The organism is Luteimonas sp. J29, assembly GCF_000472505.1.
In the GTDB taxonomy this organism is placed as follows: Bacteria; Pseudomonadota; Gammaproteobacteria; order Xanthomonadales; family Xanthomonadaceae; genus Luteimonas.
The window spans coordinates 258,272-275,493 of record NZ_AWZR01000007.1 but is presented as its reverse complement, the minus strand read 5'-3'; the positions used below and the strand labels follow the sequence as shown (position 1 = coordinate 275,493).

The window sequence follows — 17,222 nt, the reverse complement described above, 5'->3', positions numbered from 1 at the left end:
CGTGCGGCCGGCAGGCAATCGGAAGCTTCAGAGCCCAGATGCCCGTGGCACCGTGTGGATCAGTTGGCGGATTCGCGACGACGCTGGTTCCAGCAGCAAGAATTGAGCCCGCTTTCTTTCCGGAAACGCATGTGAATTCTGGAAGTGGCTGGTCCCGACGCTGTCGTGATCGCTCTCGGGCAGCGGCCGCACAGCGCCCATGGCTACAAACCCCCGGCGACCGTTCGCCGGAACTGGTCGGAACCCGATACCATTCACCCCGGACTCACTGCCTGATTGGCTACAAGTTCCATACTCAGGTCATCACCACGTAGTCGGAGGAAGGGAGACTCAAAGCCCCGACAACGCCTCCTCCTCGAAATGCAGCCCGCACTCGCGCTTCAGGCCGAAGAAGCGGGTCTGCTCCTCGGTGATGTCGGCGGTCAGGGGGCGGGTCGTGTGGACGTCGCCGATGGAGACATAGCCCTTCTCCCACAGGGGGTGGTAGGGCAGCCCGTGGCGGGACAGGTACTGGCCGACGTCGCGGTCGGTCCAGTCGGCGATCGGGTGCAGCTTCCAGCGGTCGTCCTTGCGCTCCAGGAACTGGATGTTGGCGCGGGTGCGGCTCTGGCTGCGGCGCAGGCCGGCGATCCAGGTGCCCACGCCCAGCTCGGCCAGGGCGCGCTGCATCGGTTCGACCTTGCGCAGGCGGTTGTAGCGCTCGAGGCCTTCGACGCCGTCTTCCCAGATCCGCCCCATGCGCGCCTCCATCCAGGCGATGCCGATCTGCGGCCGGTACACCTTCAGGTTGAGCGAGAGGCGGTCGGTGAGTTCGTCGATGAAGCGGTAGGTCTCGGGGAACAGGTAGCCGGTGTCGATCACGACCACCGGGATGTCCGGGCGCTGGGCGGTGGCCAGGTGCAGCGACACGGCGGCCTGGGCGCCGAAGCTGGAGGACAGGATGTGTTCGCCGGGCAGGTGTTCGAGCGCCCACGCCACGCGCTCCTCCGCGCTGCGGGCGGCCAGCCAGTCGTTGATCTCCGCGCGCGCCTGGGCCGATTCGAGCGCGGCTTCGGGGGTGGGGAGTGTCATGCGGGTTCCTCGACCAGGGTGCTTTCGATCGTGATCGCGGCACGGCGGTCCTTCGCCGGGATGTCGACGACGCCGGTGCGCACGAGGAAGTCGCCGAAGCCTTCGCCGGGCTGGCGGTCGGCCGCATAGCGTTCGAACAGCGGCTCGAGCTCGGCGAGGATCTGCGGCTCGGTGATGTTCTCGCGGTACAGGGTGTTCAGGCGCTGGCCGCGGTGGTCGGCGCCGAGCATCAGGTTGTAGCGGCCCGGCGCCTTGCCCACGAGTGCGATCTCGCCCAGGTACGGCCGCGAGCAGCCGTTCGGGCAGCCGGAGATGCGCAGCAGGATCGGCGCCTCGGCCAGGCCGTGCTTGTCCAGCAGCGGCTGCAGCTTCGCGGTGAAGTCGGGCAGGTAGCGTTCGGCCTCGGCCATGGCCAGGGCGCAGGTCGGAAGCGCCACGCAGGCCACGGCGTGGCGCGCCAGGGCGGTCGGCGCGCGGCCGGCCACGTCCACGCGATGCTGGGCGACGATCGCGTCGATCCGCGCGCGCTCGGACGCGGGCACGCCGGCGATGATGAGGTTCTGGTTCGCGGTCAGGCGGAACTCGCCGCGGTGGATGCGCGCGATCTCGCGCAGGCCGGTCAGCAGGAAGCCGCCCGGCAGGTCGGCGATGCGGCCGGCCGGCAATGACAGGGCCAGGTGCCAGCGCCCGTCCTCGCCCTCGCTCCAGCCGAAGGTGTCGCCATTGCGCTCGAACCGGAACGGGCGCGCCGGCTCCAGCCCGAACCCGGCGTGCGCCTCCATCCGCGCCACGATCGCGTCCAGGCCGTGGTCGTCGATGGTGTACTTGAAGCGCGCATGCTTGCGCTCGACCCGGTCGCCCAGGTCGCGCTGCACGACGATCGCCGCTTCCGCGATCTTCAGCACGCGCTCCGGCGGTACGAAGCCGATGACGCTGGCCAGGCGCGGGTAGGTGGCCGGGTCGCCGTGGGTAGCGCCCATGCCGCCGCCGATGAGGACGTTGAAGCCCGCCAGCGCCCCGTCGTCGTCGGCGATCGCGACCAGGCCGAAGTCGTTGGCGAACACGTCCACGTCGTTCTGCGGCGGCACCGCGACGGCCATCTTGAACTTGCGCGGCAGGTAGGCCTTGCCGTACAGCGGCTCCTCTTCCTCGCCGCTGTCGGCCAGCTTTTCGTGGTCCAGCCAGATCTCGTAGTAGGCGCGGGTCCTGGGCAGGAAGGCTTCGGACAGGCGCCTCGCCCACAGGTGGGCCTCGGCGTGCAGGCGCGAGAGCCCCGGGTTGCTGGCCGCGAGCACGTTGCGGTTGACGTCGCCGCAGGCCGAGATGGTGTCGAGCGCAGCGGCATTGATCGCCTGCATCGTGGCCTTGAGGTCGCGCTTGACCACGCCGTGGAACTGGAACGTCTGCCGGGTGGTGACCCGCAGCGAATGGTTCGCCCAGGTGGTGGCGATGGCGTCGAGCTTGAGCCACTGCTCCGGCGTGAACACGCCGCCGGGGGCGCGGATCCGGATCATGAACTGGTGCGCAGGCTCGAGCTTCTGCCGGCGGCGCTCGTCGCGCAGGTCGCGGTCGTCCTGCTGGTAGCTGCCGTGGAACTTGACCAGCCGCTGGTCCTCGAACGACAGCGAGCCGGTGACCGGGTCGGCCAGGCCTTCGACCAGCGTGCCGCGCAGGCCGCGGCTGCCGGTCTTGATGTCTTCGACGGAAGGGTGGCTCATGGCGGTCAGGCGTCGATCTTCGAGCGCCCCCGTCCGCTCGCGCGGGAGGGCAGGGATGGGAGCGAGGCGGGGGTGGTGGCCCCGTTCCAGCCGTCGGGCACCTTCCCCCGCGAGCGGGGGAGGCGGGGCTGATCAGTACACATCGCGCGCATAGCGGCCCTCCGACTGCAGGGAGGAGAGGTACTCGGCGGCGGCCTCGGCATCGCCGCCGTTGTGCGCGGCCACGATCTCCAGCAGCGCCGCGTGCACGTCCTTGCCCATGGCGATGGCGCCGCAGACGTAGAGGTGCGCGCCCGACTGCAGCCAGTCGTAGACCTCGCGCCCGCGCTCGCGCAGGCGGTGCTGGACGTAGACCTTCCCGGCCTGGTCGCGCGAGAAGGCGAGGTCCAGGCGGTGCAGTTCGCCCTTGCGCAGCGCTTCCTGCCACTCGACCTGGTACAGGAAGCCGGTGTTGAAGTGCTGCGCGCCGAAGAACAGCCAGTTGCGGCCGCCGGCGCCGGTTTCCGCGCGCTCCTGCACGAAGCCGCGGAACGGCGCCACGCCGGTGCCGGGGCCGACCATGATGATGTCGCGCGAGGCGTCGGCGGGCACGCGGAAGCGCTCGTTCGGCTCGACGTAGACCGGCACCTGGTCGCCTTCGCCCAGGCCGGCGAGGAAGGCGCTCGCGGCGCCGACGTGGCCGTGGCCGTGCGCCTCGTAGCGCAGGACGTCGACGGTCAGGTGCGCCTCGTCGCCCACGCGCTTGCGGCTGGAGGCGATCGAGTACAGCCGCTGCGCCTGCGGCCGCAGCGCGGCAAGCAGCTCGTCGGCGGTCCACTCGGCCGGCCAGCGGCGCAGGGCGTCGATGAGCTGGTACTCGGCGAGCAGCGCGGCGAACGCGGCGTTGCCCGGTGCCAGCAGGCCGGACAGCTCGGCGCTGCCGCTGCGTTCGGCCAGCGTCGCCAGGAACGGACGCGAGAGCCGGGTCAGTTCGCGCCGCGTGGCGAGCCACTCGGCCAGCGGCAGGCTGTCGCCGCCCACGGTGGCCACGGCATCGCCGTCGAGGCGCGTCGCCTCCAGCACCTGGGCCACCAGCGGCTCGGGATTGCGATGGCGGATCCCGAGCGCGTCGCCGGGTTCGTAGGCCAGGCCGGAGCCGTCGAGCGACAGCTCGATGTGGCGTACGTCCTTGGTCACCTCGCCGTAGCGGCGGAAGCCGGTGCCGCGGAACTCGCGCCCGCTGAGCGACTGGTTCTCCAGGACCTCGGCCGGGAACGGACGCTCGTGCGACCAGCTCGCGGCCGGGCGCAGCGGGGTGACGGTGGCCAGGTGCCCGGCCGGCGCGGCGGAGGTCTTGAGCAGTTCGCTGGCCTTGGCCAGGGCGGTCTCGCGCCACGGATCGGCGACGGTGTCGATGTCGAGGTCGGCCCTGGCCACTTCGGCGACGCGCTGCGCGCCAAGTTCGGCCAGGCGGGCGTCGATCCGGGTGGCGATGCCGCAGAAGTCGGCGTAGCTGGTGTCGCCCAGCCCCAGCACCGCGTAGCGCAGCTCCGCCAGCCTGGGCGCGCGGCGGCCGTTGAGGAACTCGACGAAGCCGATCGAGTCGTCCGGCGGGTCGCCTTCGCCCTGGGTGCTGATCACGATGTAGAGCAGGCGTTCGCCGGCCAGCTCGCGGGTCGGGTAGGCGTCCGCGCGCACCAGCCGGGCGGGCAGGCCCGCGGCCTGGACCCGTTCGAACAGGGCCTCGGCGGCGCGGCGGGCGTTGCCGGTCTGGCTGCCGTAGAGGATCGTCAGGCGCTGGCCGGGCCCGGCGGCCGCATCGGCGCGCGGCGCGGCGCCTGCCGCGGCCACGCCGCCGGCGCGGCTGGCCAGGCCCGCGGCGTAGCCCGACAGCCACCACAGTCCCGCTGCGTCGAGCCCCTGGGTCAGGCGCACCAGGGCATCGGCCGTTTCCTGCGGAAAGGGCAGCGCGGGCAGGGCTGCAGGTGCGGACATCCTCCGGCGATCCTTGCTTGACGGGTACCGGGCAAGGCTAAGGTGCGCACGGGGGCCGTCGGAAAGGAGGGTCGGTTATGCAGACATGCCCTGCGGTGATTTACGGGGCGGGGAGGGGCGGTGGCTACAATCGCCGCCAGCCATGAAGCCCATGCCCGCCCCCGATCCGGCCCACGCCGACCTCGACCGGCTCGAAGCCGAGAGCCTGCACATCCTGCGCGAGGTCGCGGCCGAGTGCCGGCGCCCGGTGCTGCTGTACTCGATCGGCAAGGACAGCTCGGTGCTGCTGCACCTGCTGCTCAAGGCTTTCGCCCCCGCGCTGCCGCCGATCCCGCTGCTGCACGTGGATACCACGTGGAAGTTCCGCGAGATGATCGAGTTCCGCGACCGGCGCGCGGCCGACACCGGCGTCGAGCTGCGCGTGCACGTGAATCCCGACGGCCTGCGCGACGGCGTCGGCCCCTTCACCCATGGCGCCAGCGTGCACACCGAGGTGATGAAGACCCAGGCGCTCAAGCAGGCGCTGGAGGCGGGCGGTTACGACGCCGCGATCGGCGGCGCGCGCCGCGACGAGGAGAAGTCGCGGGCCAAGGAGCGGGTGTTCTCGTTCCGCGACGCGAAGCACCGCTGGGATCCGCGCCGGCAGCGGCCCGAGTTGTGGAACCTGTACAACGCCCGCGTCGGCGAAGGCGAGAGCGTGCGCGTGTTCCCGCTGTCGAACTGGACCGAGCTGGACGTGTGGCGCTACGTGCGCCGCGAGAACATCGAGGTGGTGCCGCTGTACTTCGCCGCGCAACGCCCGGTGGTGTGGCGCGACGGCACATGGATCATGGTCGACGACGATCGCTTCGTGCTGCGCGAAGGCGAGAAGGTCGAACGTCGCCGGGTGCGCTTCCGCACCCTGGGCTGCTACCCGCTGACCGGCGCGGTCGAGTCCGATGCCGCGGACCTGGACGCGATCATCGCCGAGATGGAGTCCAGCGCACTGTCCGAACGCGCCGGCCGGCTGATCGACCACGCCGACGGCGACTCGATGGAAAAGAAGAAGCGCGAAGGCTATTTCTGAACGGTGGCGTGGCGCGGGGCCCCGGCGTGCCCGGGGCCCGGATGCGCCGCCGATGCGTCCGTGGTGGCCTTGCGCGGTGGGAGATGACAGGATGAGCAGCGTGGCCAGCGACCTCTACCGCCCGACCGGCGACGCCGCCGGCGATGCGCCCCGGCGCGCGCTGAAGGGCGGGCGCGATCCGGGCTCGGACTTCGTGCGCATGATCGCCTGCGGCAGCGTGGACGACGGCAAGAGCACCCTGATCGGGCGCCTGCTGTACGAGGCCGGGCGCGTGCCCGACGACGAGCGCGCCGCGCTGGAACGCGCCAGCGCCGCCCACGGCACCCGCGGCGGGGAGATCGACTACGCGCTGCTGCTCGACGGCCTCGACGCCGAGCGCGAGCAGGGCATCACCATCGACGTCGCCTGGCGCCACCTGGAGACCCGGCGCCGCCGCTTCCTGATCGCCGACTGCCCGGGCCACGTGCAGTACACCCGCAACATGGCCACCGGCGCCTCGGTGGCCGACCTGGCCGTGGTGCTGGTCGACGCCACGCGTGGCCTGCTCCCGCAGACGTTCCGCCACGCCGCGATCCTGTCGCTGTTCGGCGTGCGCCACGTGCTGCTGGCGGTGAACAAGATGGACCGCGTGGGTTACGACCGGGCCGTGTTCGACGGCATCGCCTCGCGCTTCGGCGAGCACGCCGGCCGGCTGGGCATCCCGGACGTGGTGGCGGTGCCGGTCGCCGCGGCGGTCGGCGACAACGTGACCACGCGTTCGCCGGCGATGCCCTGGTACGAAGGCCCGAGCGTGCTCGAGCACCTGGAGTCGGTGCCGGTGCGGCGCGACGAGGCCGCCGGGCCGATGCGGCTGCCGGTGCAGTCGGTGCTGCGCGACGCCGATGGCGCGCGCTGGCTGGCGGGCACCCTGGTGTCGGGCGTGCTCCACGCGGGGGACGCGGTCCGCGTCGAACCGTCCGGCGTCGCGAGCCAGGTGGCCGCACTGTGCGTGGCCGGCACCCCGCGCCCCCAGGCCGCTGCCGGCCAGGCGGTGACGGTGCGGCTGGCCGACGACGTGGATGTCGGCCGTGGCCACGTGCTCGCCACGCCGGACGCGCCGCTCGCCCACAGCGACCAGGTCCAGGCCGACGTGCTCTGGTTCGACGAGGCGCCGCTGCTGCCCGGCCGCCGCTACCAGGTCAAGCTCGGCCCGCGCACCGTGGGCGCGCGCGTGAGCGAGCTCAAGTATCGCCACGACCCCGAGAGCCTGCAGCCTCTGGCCGCCAAGCGCCTGGAGTTCAACGAGATCGGCGAGCTCGTGCTGTCGCTCGACAGCCCGGTCGCGTTCGCGCCCTATGCCGAGAGCGCGGCGCTGGGCGGCTTCATCCTCGTCGATCCGATCTCGCGCGCGACCGTCGGCGCCGGCATGATCCGCCACGGCCTGCGCCGCGCCGACAACATCCACTGGCAGGCGCTGGACGTGGACCGCAAGGCGCGCGCCGCTCTCAAGGGGCAGCACCCGCGCTGCGTGTGGTTCACCGGCCTGTCGGGGGCGGGCAAGTCCACGATCGCCAACCTGGTCGAGCGCGGACTGCTGGCGCGCGGCCTGCACACCTACCTGCTCGACGGCGACAACGTCCGCCACGGCCTCAACCGCGACCTCGGCTTCACCGACGAGGACCGGGTGGAGAACCTGCGCCGGGTGTCGGAAGTGGCGAAGCTGATGACCGACGCCGGCCTGATCGTGCTGGTGAGCTTCATCTCGCCGTTCCGCGCGGAGCGTCGCGCGGCGCGCGCGCTGTTCGACGAGGGCGATTTCATCGAGGTGTACGTCAACACCCCGCTGGAGGAGGCCGAGCGGCGCGACGTGAAGGGCCTTTACGCCAAGGCGCGCCGTGGCGAGCTGCCGAACTTCACCGGCATCGACTCGCCCTACGAGCCGCCGGAGTCGCCGGAACTGGTGCTCGACACCACCGCCGCCGATCCGGCCGTGCTGGCCGAACAGGTGATCGCGCGCCTGCTCGATTGAGCCGCGCCCTGGGCGTCCGGCGTGCCGCCGATGGGCGGTCGTGGCCGGACGCGCGGGACTGTCGCGGCCAGGGTCGACCCGTCGTGCGGTCGCGGCTGAAGCCGCTCCTACAGGCCTCGCATTTCCCCGCTCCCGTGTGGGAGCGGCTTCAGCCGCGACCCGCGCGACCCGCGCGACCCGCGCGACCCGCACGGCCCGCACGGCCCGCAACGTTCATCGCCGCGTCCCGCCACGACCGCGCGATCCCCTTTCCGGATTCAGCGCCGCAGCTTGCCCACCACCAGCAGGATCACGATCGCGCCCACCAGCGAGGCGAGGAAGCCGACCTTCTCGCCCGGCGCGTACCAGCCCATGGTGCGGCCGACCCAGCCGGCCAGCAGCGCGCCGCCGATGCCCAGCAGCGTGGTGAGGACCAGGCCCATCCGGTCGCGGCCGGGCTTGAGCAGTCGCGCCAGCAGGCCGACCACCAGGCCGACGACGATGATCCACAGCCAGCTGTCGCCGCCGAAGACTCCGTGCATGCGTATTCCCCCTTGTCGAAGATCAGGCGCAAGGCTGGCAGGACCAGCGCCCGTGCGCCAGTCCCGCCGGCCCCGGACCTCAGCAGCAGCCGTGGTCGCCGTGGCGCGTGCCGCTGTCGGGCGCGACCGCCGCGCCGGTGGTTTCGCCGCGCTGGCTGGCCAGCTGGTGCTCGGCGATCACGCGCGCGACCGAGGCGGTCACCTTCTTGCCCATGTCGATGTGCAGGAATTCATTCGGCCCGTGCGCGTTGGAGTGCGGCCCAAGCACGCCGGTGATCATGAACTGCGCGCCGGGGAACTTCTCGCCGAGCATGCCCATGAACGGAATCGAGCCGCCTTCGCCCATGTACATCGCCGGGCGGCCGAAGAATTCCTGGCTGGCGGCGTCGATCGCCTGCGCGAGCCAGGGCGCGAGCGCCGGTGCGTTCCAGCCGGTCGCCGCCTTCTCCATCGCCACCGTCACCCGCGCGCCGTTGGGCGGGTCGCGCAGCAGTTCGGCCTGCAGCAGGTCGCCGGCGGCCTTGCCGTCGACGGTGGGCGGCAGGCGCATCGAGAGCTTCACCGCGGTACGCGGGCGCAGCACGTTGCCGGCCGACTCCAGCGGCGGGATGCCGCCCATGCCGGTCACCGACAGCGCCGGTCGCCAGGTCCGGTTGAGCACCAGCTCGGTGAGGTCGTCGGCCATCGGCCGCAGGCCGGGCACGAGGGGGAACTTGTCGTAGATCGCGGTATCGAGCACCTCGGCCGCGCGTCGCGCCTGCTCCAGGCGCTCGGGAGGGATCTGCGCGTGCAGGCCTTCGATCAGGACCCGGCCGGTCTGCTCGTCCTCGATCCGCGACAGCAGCTGGCGCAGCAGGCGGAAGCTCGAGGGCACCACGCCCGAGGCGTCGCCCGAATGCACGCCTTCCTCGAGCACCTCCACGGTCAGGTTGCCGCCGGCCAGGCCACGCAGCGACGTGGTGCACCACAGCTGCTCGTAGTTGCCGCAGCCCGAGTCCAGGCACACGACCAGCGAAGGCTGGCCGATGCGCTCGGCCAGGTGGTCCACGTAGGCCGGCAGGTCGTAGCTGCCCGACTCCTCGCAAGCCTCGATCAGCACCACGCAGCGCGCGTGCGGCACCTGCTGTTCCTGCAGCGCCATCACCGCGGCGAGCGAACCGAAGATCGCGTAGCCGTCATCGGCGCCGCCGCGGCCGTAAAGCTTCCCGTCGCGCAGCACCGGCTTCCACGGGCCGAGGTCGTCGTCCCAGCCGCTCATCTCCGGCTGCTTGTCGAGGTGTCCGTAGAGCAGCACGCAGTCGTCGTTGCTGCCGCCGTGCGCGGCCGGGATCTCGATGAAGATCAGCGGCGTGCGGCCTTCCAGCTGCACCACCTCGACCTGCATGCCGGGGATGTCCTGCGCGCGGGCCCAGGATTCCATCAGCTTGACCGCGTCGGCCATGTAGCCGTGCTGTTCCCAGTCGGCGTCGAACATCGGCGACTTGTTGGGAATGCGGATGTACTCGACGAGCTGCGGGACGATGTCGTCGTCCCACTTGGTGCCCACGTAGCGATCGATCCTGCCTGCGTCCATGGTGCCTGCCGGTATGCGGAAAGCGTCATTGTACCGCCGCGGCCGCGCACGGGCCCTTCACCCGGCGCGGCGGGGCAGGGGCGCCGCGTTGGCGGCCGGGCCGGTGATCCGCGCGAACACCGCGCTGTCGCGTGCGTTCGCGATGCCCGCCCGCTCGTGTCCTGCGCCGGCGGAACGTTCAGTTCCGCGGTCGGATCACTCCGCCGGATCCGACCACACCGCGAGCTCGTTGCCGCCAGGTTCGGTGAAGTGGAACCTGCGGCCGCCCGGGAAGGCGAAGACCGGCCTGACGATGGTGCCGCCCGCGGCTTGCACCTTGCGCAGCGTCGCCTCGAGGTCGTTGCTGTAGAGGACGACGAGCGCGCTGCCGACGGCCGTTCGCGCCGCCAGCGCCGAGCGGTAGAAGCCACCATCCAGGCCTTGCCCGGAGAACGCGATGTAGTCGGGTCCGTAGTCCTCGAAGGTCCAGCCGAAGGCTTCGCCGAAGAACCGTTTCGTCGCCTCGGGATCGCGGCTGGGGAACTCGACGTAGTTGATCTTCCCGTGCTCCGGCATGGAGGCCTCCCTGGTCGTGGCATCGCGATCGCCGCAGGCGGGCGCGTGCGGAAGCTGGCCACCCTGGCCGATGGCGGGCGCGCAGGATGCAGCCCGTCACCCCGCCCGTCGCCAGGGGCAGGGACGCCAGCAACGCGGTGAACCGTCCGGCCACGGTCGCGCGCCCGCTGTCCGCGGCGCCATCGTGCTCCCGTCGCTGCGCGCGTTCAATTGCCTGCCGTCCCCTTGCGCACGCGCGCGACCGGCAACCGTGGGCCCGGTCAGGCCATGAGCCTCCGGAGCAGGCTTCCGACCGCCGCCCCGCAGAAGCCTGCGGCAAGCGCAGGGCCCGCCACCAGGACCAGCTCGAACGGCCACAGGTTGTGCGTGCCGGGGACGAGGCTGGCCTCGCACACGACACGGGCCATCACTGCGGCGGGGACCGACGCGGATACGGCCAGGCCGGTCTTCCAGAATCCGGTGCGCCCGACGATGCACGACAGCGCCGCGAGCACGCCGACCGCGACCAGTGGCACGCCAAGGATGTCGCGGGGCAGCGACAGTCCGGACAAGGGCCTGGCCCAGTATGGGATGCCCACCACGAGGAAGGCGGCGCACGCCGCCAGCGCCAGGGCGCGGTGGCCGTCGACCTTGGTGGTGACGGGATGACGATGGCCGGCCGGTCGCCTGGGCATTCCGGAGTCCCCGATGCTGCCGTCCCGAGTATTCGCGTGCGCGCCACGCGGGGTCAAGGGTAGGGGTTTTCCCACTCCCGATGCCGCACTAACCCGGCGCGCACGGGACCCCATGGCGATAGGGCAGGTGCCGGCGCCCACGCGAGACTCCAATTGCCGGCACGCTGGACGCGGCCGGGGAATGGACACCACATCACTCCAAGGAGACAGGAATGAACACGATCAGGCACCTGCTGGCGGTCCTGCTGCTCGCGCTGGCGATGGCCGGCAACGCGATCGCGGCCGAGAAGGTCAACATCAACACCGCCGACGCCGCCACCCTCGAACGCGTGCTGGTGAACGTCGGCGCGTCCAAGGCCGAGGCCATCGTGGCCCATCGCAAGTCCAACGGGCCGTTCCGCAGCGCCGAACAGCTCGCCGAGGTCAAGGGCATCGGCCTGCGGACCGTCGAGTTGAACCGGGACCGTATCGTGGTCAACGCCGGCCCGGCGCCGGCCAGGCCCGCGGCCGCGCCCACCCGCGCCACTGCGCAGACGCGCTGAACCGGTCGACTTCCGGGGCGCAGGGACGCGCGCCGGGTGGGGCAGGAGGCCCCGCGGGACGGCGTGCCGCCGTCATACAGGGACGTACCCGCCGCCCGTTCCGTGCCAGGGAAGGCATGGCGGGCGGCGCTCGTTCCGCGCCGCGCGGCGTGGGCGGCTAGACTTCCGCGGATGCAGCCCCGCGTACACCTCATCCCCGCCCACGAGTACCGGCGCGAACGCTGGCGCAACGGGCTCGGCTGGACCCGAGAGATCCACGCCGAGGGCGGAGACTCCTGGGACTGGCGTCTGTCGATCGCGGAGGTCGAGGCGCCGGCCGCCTTCTCGCGGTTCCCCGGCGTCGATCGCGAGCTGGTCCTGCTCGAGGGCGAGGGCCTGGAGCTGGTCTTCGCCGATGGCGGGCGGCACGCGCTGCAGCGGCCCCACCAGCGCCTGCGGTTCGACGGCGAGCGCGCGGTGGAGGGCCTGCCGCAGGGCGGCCGCGCCACCTGCTTCAACCTGATGTGGCGGCGCGAGGTGGTCGAGGCCCAGCTGTGGCATCGGCCGATGGTCGGCACCATGGTGGTGTTCACCGACCCCGGCTCGACCTGGGTGCTGCACCTGCTGACCGGCCGTGTCGTCTTCAATGGCGATGCGGCCGGGCTGCCGCCGCTGGCCGCTGGCGACACCGCGCTGCTCGGCGCAGGACAGGCGCGCACGCGGCATGCCTTCGACGGCAGCGGCGAGGCCTTGCTGGTGCGGATCGATCCGCGCCGGGCGGCTCAGTAGACGTCGCGCCGGTAGCGGCCCTGCTCGCGCAGCGCGTCCACGACGTCCTCGCCGAGCACTTCGCGCAAGACCGCGTCCACGCCGGGCGCCATCCCCGCGAGGCTGCCGCAGACATAGATCGCGGCGCCCTCGTCCACCCATGCGCGCAGCCGCGGCGCCTGCTCGCGCAGCGCGTCCTGCACGTAGCGGCGCGGTTCGTCGCGCGACCAGGCGAAATCGCAGCGTTCGAGCACGCCATCGTCGAGCCAGCGCCGGAGCTCGGTTTCGAAGAACGCGTCGTGCGCGCGCTGGCGTTCGCCCATCAGCAGCCAGTTGCGCCTCGCCCCCGCGCCGGCGCGCGCCTTGAGCAGGGCGCGCAGCCCGGCGATCCCGGTGCCGTTGCCGACCAGCAGCAGCGGGCGGTCGCCCGCCGGTGGATGGAACTGGGGATTGGCGCGGATGCGCAGGTCGATCGTGTCGCCCACCCGTGCATGCCGGCACAGCCAGCCGCTGCCGAGGCCGGGGCGGCCGTCCTCGCGCTGCATCTGCCGCACCAGCAGTTCCACTGCGCCATCTGCGGGGAGCGAGGCGATCGAGTATTCGCGGTGCGGCAAGGGCTGCAGCAGATCCGCCACGGCCTGCGGACGGGCGGGCAGCGTCGCCGGGTCGGGCAGGTGGGCGGCGGCCAGCGCCTCGCGCAGCGTGGTTGCCTGCGACCGGAACCGGACCACGGCATCGCCATCGAGTCCGGTCGCCGCGAGCAGCCCCTCGACGGCTGCCGGAGCGTTGCGCGGTCCGACCTCGGCGATGTCGCCGGCCTGCCATTCCGGTGCGGCGCCCGGTGGCGGGCGCAGCACCAGGTGGAACGCGGGACCGCCCTGGCTGCCCGGATTGAGCAGCGTGCGCGCGGCCAGCGTCCACCGCTCGTAGCGCGGCGGCGTCCAGTCGGGCATCGCGGCCGCGCCCGCGGCCAGCGCGAGGTGGTGCTGCCAGTGGCGCAGCGCGCCCGGGTCGCCGTTGTCCACTTCGGTGAGGTCGAACAGTGCACGCGCGCCGCACTGGCGCAGCCACTGGTCGAGGCGGTGGCCGAAGGCGCAGAAGCGGGCGTAGTCGCGGTCGCCAAGGGCCAGCACGGCGTATTCGAGGCGGGCCAGGTCCGCCGCCTGCGCCATGGTGTCGCGCAGGAACGACAGCGCGAGGTCGGGCGGATCGCCTTCGCCCGTGGTGCTGGCGATGAACAGCGCGCGCTGCGTGCGCGCCAGCAGCGGCGCGTCGATGTCCGACAGCGGACGCAGCACGACCTGCGCGCCCGCGGCGCGCAGCGAGGCGGCCGTGTGCCCGGCCAGTTCCATGGCGAAGCCGGTCTGGCTCGCGTGCGCCACCAGCCACGGCAGCGCCGCGCCACCGTCGTCGGAGCGCCGCCCGCGGCCGCGCGGCAGCCGCCATGCGCACAGTGCCAGGTACAGCGCCAGGCTGGCAGCGGCCGACCACCAGTCGCGCGGCCGCGGCATCGCCGGCCACCATGCATCGCCGTGCAGCGGCAGCAGCGCGATTGCGGTCGCCAGCAGCACGGCCAGGATCGCGCCGTTGCCGAGCGCGGCGCGCCAGCGGGGATGTGGCGGGTGCGCGGACTTCATCGCAGCAGGCGTGCTTCGAAATCGGGCGTCGTGCGCGGCGTCGCGCCGGGGCCGGCGGGAAGCAGGCGCGCGGCAAGTCCGTGCACCCGCGCGAACCGTTCACCGGCGCCCACGCCCATCACCGCAAGCGCCGTCGACCAGGCATCGGCGCGCATCGCGTCGCCGGCGACGACGCTGACGGCCGCCGGCGCGTCGGTCACGGGCCTTCCGGTGCGCGGGTCGATGGTGTGCGAGCACTCGCGGCCCTCGACCTCGTAACGCTGCCAGTACGGGCCCGAGGTCGCGACCGCGGCGTCGTCCAAAGCCACCACGCAGGGGTCGGCGACGGCGTCGTCGCCGGCTTCGACCAGGACCCGCCAGGCCGCGCCGTCCGGCTTGCGGCCGTAGCCGCGCAGCTCGCCGCCGACGTCCACCAGCGCCGCCGGGATCCCGCGCGCGCGCAGCAGCGCCGCCAGCGCGTCCACCGCGTAGCCCTTGGCGATCGCCGAGAGATCGAGCCAGGTGCCGCCCGGCTGGAGCAGCTCGCGCGTGCCGCGCCGCAGCTCCAGCCGCCGCCACCCGGCCGTGCTGCGTGCCTCCGCCAGGAGCCGCGGATCGGGCACGCCGCGCGGCCCGGCATGGGCCCCGAATCCCCAAGCGCCGACCAGGCGGCCGACGGTGGGATCGAAGGCGCCGTCGCTGGCCGCGGCGACCTGCAGGGCGCAGTCGACCACGGCGAAGAAGTCGTCGGCCAACGGATGCCAGCTGCCGGGTGCGCCGCGGTTGTAGCGCATCAGGTCCGAATCGTCGCGCCAGGTGCTCATCTGCGCGACGATCGCGTCCAGTCGCGCCTGCAGTGCCGCGTGCAGCGGGTGCAGCAGCATGTCCCGCGGCGCGACCAGGTCCACGCGCCAGCGCGTGCCCATGGTTTCGCCGTACAGGGTGTGCACGACGGACGCGCTGGCGGGGGCGGTGCTGCTGCTCATGGCCGGGCGTGGTGGCGCGGAGGCGCTGGCATCAGCCCCGCCGCGCGCCGCGGGGCGCCATCACTGCGGCAGCACCTCCAGCGTCGCCACGTAGCCGAGTCGGCGCCGCGTGGCCTCGGGCACCGACGGGCGCTCGTCCTCCAGGCTCGTCTCCAGCCAGTACAGGCCGGGCTCGGGGAAGGTGACGCGCAGCAGGCCCTCGGCGTCGGTCGTGGCGAGGATCTCCTCCTGCGCGTTGCGGTAGCGGGTGCCGCCGCGCACGATCTCGAACGCCAGGCCCGCGGCCGGCTCGCCGTCCACCAGGAAGCGGAACGTGGCTTCCTCGCCGGCGTAGAGGTCGTTGGGATGGGTGACCGGCGACAGCTCGATGCCGCGGCCGGTCGGCGCGAGCGCGCCGGTTGTGGGCGCGCCGTTGGTGACGAAAGTCTCCACCCGGGTGATCGCCTGCGTGACCTGCAGGCCGATCGCGTCGGCGGGCACCTTTGTCGCCAGATCCCCGGGCGTGGCCCCGCGCAGGAAGCCGCCGCGGGTGGCCGGCGGCGCGCCGGGGCCGCTGGCTGGCTTGCCTTCGGCTTCGGCCGCGGCCTTCGCGGCCAGGCTTTCGGGCGTGTCCCAGCGCGCGGACAGGGCGTCGTTGACGTTGGCGATGCGGTAGGTGCCCGGCTGCTCGAGCCGGACGTCGAAGGTGCTGCGGTACTTCCCGGTGCTGGCGTTATGCAGCTCGACGGTGCTGCCGTCGGGCGCGGTGGCGGTCACGTTGTCCAGCCGCATCGGCACGTGGTCGGGGAAGAACAGCTGGTTCGAGATCGCGCCGTCGAAGGTCACCCACGCGTCGTTGCCGTTGACCACGGCCTGCGAGGGAATGATCCATTGCTTGTGCGCGGCGGCCGATAGCGGCAGCAGCGCGGCGACCGCGAGGGCGAGCAGGGAACTGCGCTTCATGGAGGGCTCCTTGTCGTGATCGGAATGCGCGCGGTCAGGGCGTGAGCCTGAGCGAGACCGCGCCGAGTTCGCTGCTGCCCTGGGCGCGCCCGCTCTGCGGGGACGTCACCGGCCAGCTGAAGGGGATCCTGAGCAGTTCGCGACCGCCGACTTCGCGCACGGCTTCGACCACCAGCACGTACTCGCCGGGGGCGAGCTTCGCCAGTTCCGGATGCGCATCGTCGAATCCGAGTTCGTGGGTGCCGGCGGGACGGGTGGGACCGGTGACGCCGTCGACGGGCAGCTCCAGCGTGCGGCCGGACTTGCGCCACCACTGGCGCAGGTCGGGCAGCCACTTGGTGCCGTGCCCTTCGGCGGTGTCGCGGCTCAGGTACCAGACCGAGAGGTTGGCGGCGTGCTTGCCGGCGGCGTCCTCGACGAACACCGCCACGTACGGACGGTGGTACTCGGCCACCCGCAGCTGCGGGATCTGGACCGAGACGGTGACGTCGGCGGCATGCGCGGGCACGGCGAGCAGGCTGCCGAGGGCGACGGTCAACTGGAGGCGCATGGGCGGACTTCCCGGGTCGTTGTGGAATCAGTGGATGAACAGCAGCGCCAGCAGCACCGGCACCAGCAGGCCGAGCCCCACGTACGGCCAGGTCATGCGGCGCTGGCGCGCGTGCAGCTGCAGCAGGAACAGGCCGGTGACGGTGAACACCACGCAGGCGATGGCGAAGACGTCGATGAACCAGCCCCAGGCGGGCCCGGCGTTGCGTCCCTTGTGCAGGTCGTTGAGGTAGGCGATGGTGCCGCGCGAGGTGCGCTCGAACTCGACCTCGCCGCTGCGCCGGTCGATGCTCAGCCAGGCGTCGCGTCCGGGGCCGGGCAGCGACAGGTAGACCTCCCCGCCGGACCACTCGGCCTCCTGCCGGCCGATCGGCGCGTCGAACTGCCTGGACAGCCATGCCGCCACCGGCGCCGGCAGCGGCGCATTGCCGTCCGGCATGTCGCCGAGCGCTTCGAGCAGCGGCGCGGGCAGCACGGCCTGGCGGTTGTCGACCCGCGGATCGCCCTCGATCAGGGCCGCGTGGTTGAGGGTGATGCCGGTGACCGCGAACAGGAGCATGCCGACCAGGCACACGGCCGAGCTGATCCAGTGCCACTGGTGCAGCGTGCGCAGCCAGAAGCCGCGCCGCTGCTGGCGGGACAGGTCGGGGATCGAAGCGGTTCGTGGCGTCATGCTGCGG

Annotated in this window: 16 protein-coding genes; 4 read left to right on the top strand and 12 right to left on the bottom strand. The window is 72.5% G+C overall.

The annotated features are described in order from the left end of the window. Positions 1-330: 330 nt before the first annotated feature. The 3 genes from LUTJ29_RS0113340 to LUTJ29_RS0113330 all read right to left on the bottom strand — a co-directional run bounded on the left by LUTJ29_RS0113340 (position 331) and on the right by LUTJ29_RS0113330 (position 4,763). Positions 331-1,071, bottom strand: a complete 741-nt coding sequence (locus LUTJ29_RS0113340; RefSeq protein WP_027072950.1) for a phosphoadenylyl-sulfate reductase — start codon at positions 1,069-1,071, stop codon at positions 331-333. Further along, complete coding sequence (gene cysI / locus LUTJ29_RS17505; protein ID WP_051323012.1) at positions 1,068-2,789, bottom strand: assimilatory sulfite reductase (NADPH) hemoprotein subunit; 1,722 nt, start codon at positions 2,787-2,789, stop codon at positions 1,068-1,070. Before cysI ends, LUTJ29_RS0113340 begins: the two co-directional genes overlap by 4 nt. A 132-nt stretch (positions 2,790-2,921) precedes the next feature. Continuing rightward, entirely contained in the window at positions 2,922-4,763 is a 1,842-nt protein-coding gene (locus tag LUTJ29_RS0113330; protein ID WP_027072949.1) for an assimilatory sulfite reductase (NADPH) flavoprotein subunit, read from the bottom strand. A gap of 151 nt (positions 4,764-4,914) precedes the next feature. Between LUTJ29_RS0113330 and cysD the strand changes: the two genes are divergently transcribed. Together cysD and cysC are read left to right on the top strand one after the other, a co-directional pair. Then, positions 4,915-5,829 carry a sulfate adenylyltransferase subunit CysD gene (gene cysD / locus LUTJ29_RS0113325; protein WP_027072948.1) on the top strand — a complete coding sequence of 305 codons (915 nt, stop codon included), beginning with the start codon at positions 4,915-4,917 and terminating at the stop codon, positions 5,827-5,829. Positions 5,830-5,920: 91 nt separating this feature from the next. Then, entirely contained in the window at positions 5,921-7,837 is a 1,917-nt protein-coding gene (gene cysC, locus LUTJ29_RS17500; protein ID WP_043741407.1) for an adenylyl-sulfate kinase, read from the top strand. Positions 7,838-8,094: 257 nt separating this feature from the next. On the opposite strand, the gene LUTJ29_RS0113315 is transcribed toward cysC, so the two are convergent. The 4 genes from LUTJ29_RS0113315 to LUTJ29_RS0113300 all read right to left on the bottom strand — a co-directional run bounded on the left by LUTJ29_RS0113315 (position 8,095) and on the right by LUTJ29_RS0113300 (position 11,160). Then, a complete protein-coding gene (locus LUTJ29_RS0113315; protein WP_027072947.1) occupies positions 8,095-8,358 on the bottom strand; it encodes a GlsB/YeaQ/YmgE family stress response membrane protein in 264 nt (87 codons plus the stop codon). A gap of 79 nt (positions 8,359-8,437) precedes the next feature. Then, positions 8,438-9,931 (bottom strand): M20 family metallopeptidase, encoded by a 1,494-nt coding sequence (locus tag LUTJ29_RS0113310; protein WP_027072946.1) that lies wholly within the window; start codon positions 9,929-9,931, stop codon positions 8,438-8,440. 195 nt (positions 9,932-10,126) lie between these two features. Continuing rightward, on the bottom strand, positions 10,127-10,486 hold the full coding sequence (locus LUTJ29_RS0113305) for a VOC family protein (protein ID WP_027072945.1): 360 nt from the start codon (positions 10,484-10,486) through the stop codon (positions 10,127-10,129). 260 nt (positions 10,487-10,746) lie between these two features. Then, positions 10,747-11,160, bottom strand: coding sequence for a hypothetical protein (locus LUTJ29_RS0113300; protein WP_198012686.1), 414 nt, complete (start codon positions 11,158-11,160; stop codon positions 10,747-10,749). Positions 11,161-11,372: 212 nt separating this feature from the next. Between LUTJ29_RS0113300 and LUTJ29_RS0113295 the strand changes: the two genes are divergently transcribed. Beyond that, the gene (locus LUTJ29_RS0113295; RefSeq protein WP_027072943.1) at positions 11,373-11,702 is read left to right on the top strand and encodes a ComEA family DNA-binding protein; all 330 of its coding nucleotides are present in this window, start codon (positions 11,373-11,375) and stop codon (positions 11,700-11,702) included. Between the two features lie 171 nt (positions 11,703-11,873). Then, positions 11,874-12,470: a HutD family protein gene (locus LUTJ29_RS0113290; RefSeq protein ID WP_027072942.1), complete on the top strand. Its 597-nt coding sequence runs from the start codon at positions 11,874-11,876 to the stop codon at positions 12,468-12,470. Here LUTJ29_RS0113290 and LUTJ29_RS0113285 read toward each other — a convergent pair. The 5 genes from LUTJ29_RS0113285 to LUTJ29_RS0113265 are packed head-to-tail and all read right to left on the bottom strand — an operon-like array spanning position 12,464 to position 17,215. After that, positions 12,464-14,086: a sulfite reductase flavoprotein subunit alpha gene (locus tag LUTJ29_RS0113285; protein WP_027072941.1), complete on the bottom strand. Its 1,623-nt coding sequence runs from the start codon at positions 14,084-14,086 to the stop codon at positions 12,464-12,466. The two genes, LUTJ29_RS0113290 and LUTJ29_RS0113285, sit on opposite strands and share 7 nt — an antisense overlap. Further along, positions 14,083-15,051, bottom strand: a complete 969-nt coding sequence (locus LUTJ29_RS17495; protein ID WP_043741405.1) for an FAD:protein FMN transferase — start codon at positions 15,049-15,051, stop codon at positions 14,083-14,085. Before LUTJ29_RS17495 ends, LUTJ29_RS0113285 begins: the two co-directional genes overlap by 4 nt. A 60-nt stretch (positions 15,052-15,111) precedes the next feature. Next, on the bottom strand, positions 15,112-15,993 hold the full coding sequence (locus LUTJ29_RS0113275) for a DUF4198 domain-containing protein (protein WP_027072940.1): 882 nt from the start codon (positions 15,991-15,993) through the stop codon (positions 15,112-15,114). Between the two features lie 34 nt (positions 15,994-16,027). Continuing rightward, a complete protein-coding gene (locus LUTJ29_RS0113270; RefSeq protein WP_027072939.1) occupies positions 16,028-16,543 on the bottom strand; it encodes a DUF2271 domain-containing protein in 516 nt (171 codons plus the stop codon). A gap of 27 nt (positions 16,544-16,570) precedes the next feature. Next, on the bottom strand, positions 16,571-17,215 hold the full coding sequence (locus LUTJ29_RS0113265; RefSeq protein ID WP_027072938.1) for a PepSY-associated TM helix domain-containing protein: 645 nt from the start codon (positions 17,213-17,215) through the stop codon (positions 16,571-16,573). Positions 17,216-17,222 lie beyond the last annotated feature (7 nt).